Origin of the sequence: Schlesneria sp., assembly GCF_036405755.1 — a bacterium.
GTDB classification, from domain to species: Bacteria; Planctomycetota; Planctomycetia; order Planctomycetales; family Planctomycetaceae; genus Schlesneria; species Schlesneria sphaerica.
On record NZ_DASWWZ010000651.1, the window covers coordinates 1 to 7810 of the forward strand.

The following is a 7810-nucleotide window of genomic DNA, read 5'->3' on the forward strand; positions in this document are numbered from 1 at the left end:
GCCGGGAACTAGCGTCGCTCGATTCCAATAAAATTGAGATGCCCCTGGTGGTCCTCTTGAGACCATCAGGGGCATTTTTCATTTCGGTTCTCTCGCAGTCCCCGCGGGCTGATTCCGTGACGCGTGGGTCTCATACGTCGAACTGAATGCCCTGAGCAAGTGGGAGCTGTGTTGAGTAGTTAATCGTGTTGGTCGCCCGGCGCATGTAGTTTTTCCAACTATCGGATCCGGACTCGCGCCCGCCACCCGTTGCTTTCTCGCCTCCAAAGGCTCCGCCAATTTCCGCCCCACTGGGGCCGACATTGACGTTGACGATTCCACAATCAGATCCGGCGGCCGAACAGAAGGCTTCCGCCTCGCGCATGTCCGTTGTCATGATGGACGAGGCCAAGCCCTGGGGAACGCTGTTATGAAGCTCGATTGCCTCGTCAAAGGTCCGATATCGTTGCACGTAAAGGATGGGAGCAAACGTTTCTTCGTGAACGATACTTCCGGTCGGCGTGCCGGGGAGTGAAGTCGCCGCGGAACCCCGGAAAGGGAAGCTGGCAATCGCAGGTTGCACGTAAGTTCCCCCCTGAGGAACATTCTCTTTCAGGCGCCGTCCCCCATGCACAGTCGCTCGTTCGGCGGAAGCTCGTTGGAGTGCGGCTTCCATCGCGTGCCACGCTGCTTCGTCGATCAGGGGGCCGACGAGTGTGCCAGGCTGGGCGGGATTTCCAATCGGAAGACGGTCGTAAATGGGGACCAGACGGTCAATGACTTTGTCAGCGAGGTCCTCATGGACAATCAATCTCCGCAGCGTCGTGCAGCGTTGTCCACAGGTTCCGACGGCAGAAAAGACAATGGCACGAAGCGTCAGCTCCAGATCGGCGCTGGGGGTGACGATCATCCCGTTGTTCCCCCCCAGTTCCAGCAATGAGCGGCCCAGCCTCGCCGCCACCCGCTGCGCGACAGCACGCCCCATCGCCGTAGAACCTGTTGCCGACACCAGTGGGATCTCAGGAGCGTCCGCCAGTCGCTCGCCGACGTCTCTCATTCCCACGATGACGGAAGAGACCGCAGGGGGGATATTGGACATTTCCTGAAGTACCGAAGCGACAACTGCCTGACAGGCGAGCGCACACAGGGGCGTCTTTTCCGAGGGTTTCCAGATGACTGGATCACCACAGACCCAGGCGAGTGCCGCGTTCCAGGCCCAGACGGCCATCGGGAAGTTGAATGCGGTGATCACACCGACAGGCCCCAATGGATGCCATTGCTCGGCCAGTCGGTGCAGGGGACGTTCGCTGGCGATGGTCAGGCCATAGAGCTGACGACTCAGTCCTACGGCAAAATCGCAGATGTCGATGACTTCCTGAACCTCGCCCAGGGCTTCCTGAGTGATCTTTCCTGCTTCCCAGGTGATCACGGCAGCGAGATCGGGTTTCAGTTCGCGAAATCGATTTCCGACACGACGAACGAACTCGCCCCTGGCCGGGGCGGGGATCACTCGCCAGCGGCGGAACGCATCCGTGGCGGCCTCGAGAACCGGGGTCACGTCATCGGCAGAGGCGGCCTGCAGAGTTCCCAGGATTGTTCCATCAATGGGGGAACGGCTCGAGACAGGGCCTGCAGATCCTGCACGATTGCAGTTGCCGATCCCGATGGCGGACAGGTTTTGATTCAGTCCCAGCCGCCCCAGCACCGTCTGAATAGCGTCCATAAGCGTTGTCCCTTCGTTGGTCGACAATCCTTCGCCCGACAAAACCATTCTCAGGTGTTCAGCGCCGGTTGCCAAGGGCTCGAGTTCCCGGAACCCCGCTGCTTGCCCCCTTGCATTGCTCTTCGTCGGGGGATTTGACTGAGTGGATCTCAGGTCCGCTTTGCGGGGTCTGCCCCGTGTCTCTCTCTCTCAGCGGACGGGAAGAGCGAAAGTCTCCGGAATTATTTGCAGGACGTCATCAACGACAGAACCCCTGACACAGACTGTGACAGGGGTTCTGCAGAAGGTTTTCAGTCCGGCCTGCGGGTCTCGGGTCAGTTGCCGTGTGGATACTTACCCGGCCGAAGGAGGGCCGAAGCCAGCGTTATTTCAGAACTACTTGGCGGCTTTGGCGAGTTCCGCTTCCAGGGTTTTGACCACTTCGGGAGCGTCTGGCTTGGTGGCGGTGGGGAACCGGGCAACGATCTCACCATTGCGGCCGATGACGAACTTTTCGAAGTTCCACTTGATCGGACCATCTTTGGCGGTCAGTTGCTTGTAGAGCGGTGCGGCGTCTTCGCCGTTGACGTCAATCTTGGAAAAGAGGTCGAACGAGACGTCATACTTCGACTTACAGAATTTGACGATCTCTTCTTCCGTCCCCGGTTCCTGAGCGCCGAACTGGTTGCAGGGGAAGCCGACAACTTCCAAACCCTTTTCGTGGTATTTGTCCTGGAGGGCTTCGAGTTGCTTGTACTGAGGAGTGGCACCACAGGCACTGGCGACGTTAACGACCAGCAGAACTTTCCCCTTGTACTTTTCAGCAAGGTTGACTTCTTTGCCGTCGATCGACTTCATCTTGTGGTTGAGCACTTTAGAACCCTTTTCTTCGGCCTGGGCCGGGGCCGAAGTCATTGCGACAGCGACAGCGGCAAAAAACGTCAGGGCGAGCAGTCTCATCGGGAGGTACTCCTGGGCAGGATGCTGATGCGGACGAGCCGACGACCCGCATGGGCCGCACGATTGGGAAACTCGTCACGCACGACATACCGTGTAGTGTATCCTCCCGGAACGGGATGACCAGCCACACTGCTGATCAGCGCGCCTCTCAGGCGGCATCTTCCCGTTGTTCCCCGACGTCCTCGTGATCGACCACGGCCAGCCGCGGTCCTTCGACTCGTTCCGTCATCCAGGGGGCCAGGCGTGCTTCGAGCGTCTCGATGCGGCTGCGGAGTTGATCGTACTGCGACATCCAGCGCTCGTGGCTGGTGGTAAACAGCCGCTGCATCTGGGATTCCCGTTCAAACTGCTGTGCGACAGTTTGTTTCATGCGGGTGACGGCTTGTTCGATCAGGCGGACGTTCGAAAAGTTGGTGCGATCGGATTCCGTCAGGGCGAACATCAGATAAAGCTCCTGTCAGGTAGGCCAGTAGAGAGTGAGTGATCGGAGGATGACCACGACTATCGACCTGACAGCGCGAGCTGCTTGATTGGCTTAGGTAAGATTTGCCGAAACTGGAGCCTTTGCATTCGAGTTGAAGGAAGATTTCTGATGCAGTGACTGTTCTGATTATGTCAGATGGGGCGTTGACGCTCGTTGAGATAGGTGGCTAATGCTTCCTGCCATGTAGGCATGTTCCAGCCCAGGACCCGCTCCAGTTTTGAGCAATCCAGTACGCTGTAGTGGGGGCGTCGTGCCCGTGCACCGTACTCCGCAGTGGTAATCGGAATGACGTTCGTCGGAAGGTGCGATTGTCGCATGATCTCTTTGGCAAATTCGTACCATGAGCAACTGCCTGCATTCGTCGCGTGATAAAGGCCGTACTCTTCTGTTTTGACCAGGTCGAGGATGGCGGAAGCGAGATTGGCGGTTGCGGTCGGGGTGCAGCGCTGGTCCTCGACCACTTTCAACTCGGGACGTTCCCGCCCCAGTCGCAGCATCGTTTCGACGAAGTTCCCTTTGCCGTGCATGGCGTTTTGCCCGTAAAGACCGCAGGTCCTGACGACGAAGTGCCGGGGGCAGTGTGCTCTGACAAGCTGCTCGCCTGCGTATTTGCTGGCGGCATAGGTGCTGATCGGCAGCGGCTCGTCTTCTTCTTTCCAGGGGCGGTTCCCCGTGCGGCCGTCATAGACATAGTCAGTTCCGACATGGACCAGTTTCAGGTCGTGCTCACGGCAATAATCGGCGAGCAGTCCGGGGCCGCGACGGTTGGTCAACATGGCCGCTTCCCGTTCGGTTTCTGCCTTGTCGACGAAGTTGTAAGCCGCGCAGTTGATCACAGCGTTGGGACGTTCGCGGTCCAGGACGCTGGTGACGCTCGCCGCATCCGAGATGTCGATATCGGCGTGCCCCAGCGGGATCGCTTGCGCTCCCAGGCGAGCAACCAGATCGCTTCCTAATTGCCCCCTGGCCCCAATAACCGCCACTCGCATCATGCTGTTCAAACTCCTGTCGGTGTGTATTGTCATCGCGAGAACATACCAGATGTGAGAAGCGAGAAAACCCTGATCCCGCCCCGGATGTGTCGCCGCTACCTTCCTGTCATACAGGTTCTAATTATGACCTTGACGGGGACCTCAGTCCCTCCGCGACTTCGACGGCGAAATACGTCAGCACTCCGTCCGCTCCGGCGCGTTTGAACGCCAGCAGGCTTTCCAGCATGGCCTTCGAGCGATCGAGCCAGCCGTTCTGTGAAGCCGCCGCAATCATCGCATATTCGCCGCTCACCTGATATGCAAACGTGGGGACACCAAAGCTGGCTTTGATCCGTTGAACGATATCCAGATACGGCATCCCCGGCTTCACCATCACCATGTCGGCGCCTTCCGAGATGTCGAGTGCCACTTCCCGAAGTGCTTCATCGCCGTTGGCAGGATCCATCTGATACGTTCGCTTGTCTCCCTGTCCCAGGCTGGTCGCTGAGCCGACGGCGTCGCGGAACGGGCCGTAAAATGCTGAGGCATACTTTGCCGCATAAGCCATGATCTGCACGTGATCAAAGCCAGCCTTGTCGAGTGCTTTTCGAACGGCACCGATGCGGCCATCCATCATGTCCGACGGGGCGATAATATCGCAGCCAGCCTGTGCTTGAACGGTCGCCTGCCGGCAAAGCATCTCCAGAGTCTCGTCGTTGACGACATAGCCATCTCGCACCAGACCGTCCTGACCATGTGACGTATAAGGATCGAGCGCCACGTCGCAGATGATGCCCAGATTCAGGTTTCGCTCTTTGATGGCGCGGACTGCGCGGCAGACGAGATTGTCGGGATTGACCGCTTCGGTCGCTTCTTCATTTTTGAGTTCGGGCTCTGTCGCAGGGAAGAGTGCGATGGCGGGAATTCCCAGGTCTGCTGCGCGAGAGACCGCATCGACGAGAAGGTCGATCGACAGCCGTTCGACACCCGGCATGGATGCGATGGGCGTACGCTGATTTTTTCCCGACTGAACAAAGACGGGCCAGATCAGGTCATCGACGGTGACCTGGTTCTCTCGCACCATTCGGCGGGACCAGTCAAATCGGCGCGGGCGTCGCATGCGAGTCTGAGGAAACTGAACCGGGCCTGGACTTCCATGGAAACTCATTCACGAACTCCAACATTCGATCAAATGGGGTAACGTCGAAGAGGACGGCATCTTAATCGTTCAAATGCCCTACGCGGGATGAGTGCAGGGGGCTGCAGTTGGCCGCTGCAGTCTGCACAATCAGGGGTTGCACCCACCGGGGGATCGTGCTGGCAGGTCCTGCAATCGCCCGTCTCTCCCGCGGGGGACCTCGTCGAGTTTAGTCGGTTTCCGCAACGACGACGAGGGCCGGATGGGGCACCGTCTCATGAGCAGAAGTCGGCTGCTCACCCGCATGATCGAATGAATTTTTTCCGCCGTCTTTCGCTGGCGAAGAGGACAAGATCTGCTTTGCTTTCAAAACTTCCTGATGCACGACAGGGAAGGGGGGGATCTGCGCGTCCCATTCCAGCAGCGTAGCGACACCTCCCGTGGCGGTGTACGCCCGACGAAACAGTTCCCACACGGGGTCGATAACCGGGCCGTCGTGGGTGTCGATCAGATGCGTACCGCAGTTGGTATGCCCCGCCAGATGCATTTGAACCACGCGCTCGCAGGGAATCTCATTCAGATATTCGAACGGATCGAAGTCATGATTTTGTGATGAGACGAAAACATTGTTGACATCGAGCAGCAGGCCACATCCCGATTCCTCTGCCATGCGAGCGATAAACTCGGACTCGCGCAGTGTCGACGCGGCAAACGTGACATAGCTGCTGGGATTCTCGAGAATCAGCGGTCGCTCCAGCACGTCCTGCACGATCCGGATTCGCTCAACCACGTGCCGAAGTGACGCTTCCGTGTAGGGCAAGGGCAGAAGGTCATGGGTGTTGATTCCCGCCACTCCGGTCCAGCAGAGGTGATCCGAAATCCAGTGAGGCTGTACGTCCGCAGCCAGTCGCTTCAAGCGATCCAGATAATCAAAGTTCAGGGGATCCGTGCTTCCAATCGACAGCGAGACTCCGTGCATGACAACCGGGTAACGTTCGGCAATCTGCTCAAGCACATAACGAGGTCGCCCCTGCGAGTCCATGAAGTTTTCAGAAATGACTTCGAACCAGTCGACCTGGGGCTCTTCCGTCAGGATATGGTCGAAATGGACCGTCCTGAGTCCGACACCCAGTCCGAGGTTCTTGAAGCCGAGTCGTCCGTTCATCGCTCGTCCCTTGCGCGACCTGCACGCGTGGTCGTAATCCAGACAAACACGCGGCCCGCTTCGTCCTGCCAGAACTCACGTGTCAGACGTTGTGGAACGACCACCTGCCGCAGCGCAAGCCCCCAACTGGTCATCTTTCGCGGGAACGAAACTTTGATTTTTTCCAGATCGATCTGTCTGGATTCCAGCTCGGCGTAGTCGATCAGGATGGGGGTCTCGGAAAGGTCAGAGATCGCGCCGATCACATCTGCCAACTCCACATCCGACAACTCGATCGGAGCCATCTCGAAGAGTTTGGGAACGGCTTTGAAGATTTGCTGCTTCACCGGCCAGCCAATCGGCCATTGATCGGATTTGGTGTCGCGTGTCTCGATCAGTAATTCGATCGATCCCGCGGATGTCCGATTGGGGCGATAGCCGAGTCCGTTTTCGTTCAGTGCCACGGCAAGCACAAGACCTGTGCTGAAACCGTTCAATTCGTGCCGCGCCTGGGCTTGTGCGCCCCGTCGTTCGAGCCGTTCTTTGGCGTCGGAACTCCAGCGTACGGGAACGTCTGGTGGGAGCGGCAGCTTCGAAATCAGATCCTTCAGCAGCATCTCCTCTGTATTGAAATCGATTGGCTTGACGAGTTTGTCGTACAGCCTGGCGAACTGTTCTTCAGACAATCCCCAGAGGGGTTGTCCGACAGGAGTTCCCTTCATGCCGTAGGTACGGAGTTCCTGAATCCATTCGGCCAGTTTGGTTGTTTCACTGAGCGAGAATGATCGATCGGGAAAGAAGATGTTTCCTGATCGATCGAGTGTCCCGATGGCCGTGACGTAACGCGTGTTCCCGACTTCCCGTTCCTTGATTTCCGGTTTGTCCGCACCAATCGGGCGATGCACCCTCAGAGAAACGTCGAGCGGCTCAAGAACTTTCAGCCACTTCTGCGCGTGTAATCCCCCGCCGTCTGCGTCCTGTAATAGCTCCATCTCAACGATGGTGTTTTTCGGAGCGGGCTTTTGGGGAGCCGGTAACCGGGATGTGACGGAGGCGGGAGGGTTTGGCCGCAGTCCCTTCTCACGAACCTGTGCCCAGGCGTGATTAACGGGAATCAGCGTCCCCAGGAACAGGCTCAGCGTGATGAAGCGCGATCGCAGGGCAGAGAGCCACCCAGGCACCTTCGCGGTCAGCCAGAATCCGTTGCGCGCCGTGGTGAGGGGTGGCATGTTCGTCTCCGACGAAGAGTAATCGACTGGCCCCATGGCCCGGGTCGGGTGATTAAACATCGAGAAGGGTCTTCAGGTTTCATTCCGCGAACGGGTCAACTTGCCTGCCGATTCGAAAATCCTGTCACCCGACTCCGTTCCTGTAATCGCGGGCCTGATGATCAGAGTTCGCCATCGTACTTCAGCAGACTGAAGACATCCTG

Annotated in this window: 7 protein-coding genes; all 7 read right to left on the reverse strand. The window is 58.1% G+C overall.

Translation table 11 applies throughout. The annotated features are described in order from the left end of the window. Window positions 1–130 precede the first annotated feature (130 nt). Entirely contained in the window at window positions 131–1702 is a 1572-nt protein-coding gene (gene amaB, locus VGE80_RS21580; RefSeq protein ID WP_440594079.1) for an L-piperidine-6-carboxylate dehydrogenase, read from the reverse strand. A 375-nt stretch (window positions 1703–2077) separates the two neighbouring features. Beyond that, window positions 2078–2641, reverse strand: a complete 564-nt coding sequence (locus VGE80_RS21585; RefSeq protein ID WP_373653708.1) for a glutathione peroxidase — start codon at window positions 2639–2641, stop codon at window positions 2078–2080. A gap of 148 nt (window positions 2642–2789) precedes the next feature. Continuing rightward, window positions 2790–3083 carry a hypothetical protein gene (locus VGE80_RS21590; RefSeq protein WP_373653707.1) on the reverse strand — a complete coding sequence of 98 codons (294 nt, stop codon included), beginning with the start codon at window positions 3081–3083 and terminating at the stop codon, window positions 2790–2792. Window positions 3084–3256: 173 nt separating this feature from the next. Beyond that, window positions 3257–4117, reverse strand: a complete 861-nt coding sequence (gene rfbD, locus VGE80_RS21595) for a dTDP-4-dehydrorhamnose reductase (RefSeq protein ID WP_440594080.1) — start codon at window positions 4115–4117, stop codon at window positions 3257–3259. 121 nt (window positions 4118–4238) lie between these two features. Further along, window positions 4239–5264: a porphobilinogen synthase gene (gene hemB / locus VGE80_RS21600; RefSeq protein ID WP_440594081.1), complete on the reverse strand. Its 1026-nt coding sequence runs from the start codon at window positions 5262–5264 to the stop codon at window positions 4239–4241. A 199-nt stretch (window positions 5265–5463) separates the two neighbouring features. Further along, window positions 5464–6399, reverse strand: coding sequence for an MNIO family bufferin maturase (gene bufB, locus VGE80_RS21605; protein ID WP_397568719.1), 936 nt, complete (start codon window positions 6397–6399; stop codon window positions 5464–5466). Next, window positions 6396–7667 carry a hypothetical protein gene (locus VGE80_RS21610; RefSeq protein WP_440594082.1) on the reverse strand — a complete coding sequence of 424 codons (1272 nt, stop codon included), beginning with the start codon at window positions 7665–7667 and terminating at the stop codon, window positions 6396–6398. The genes bufB and VGE80_RS21610 overlap by 4 nt, the downstream gene beginning before the upstream one ends. Between the last annotated feature and the right edge of the window lie 143 nt (window positions 7668–7810).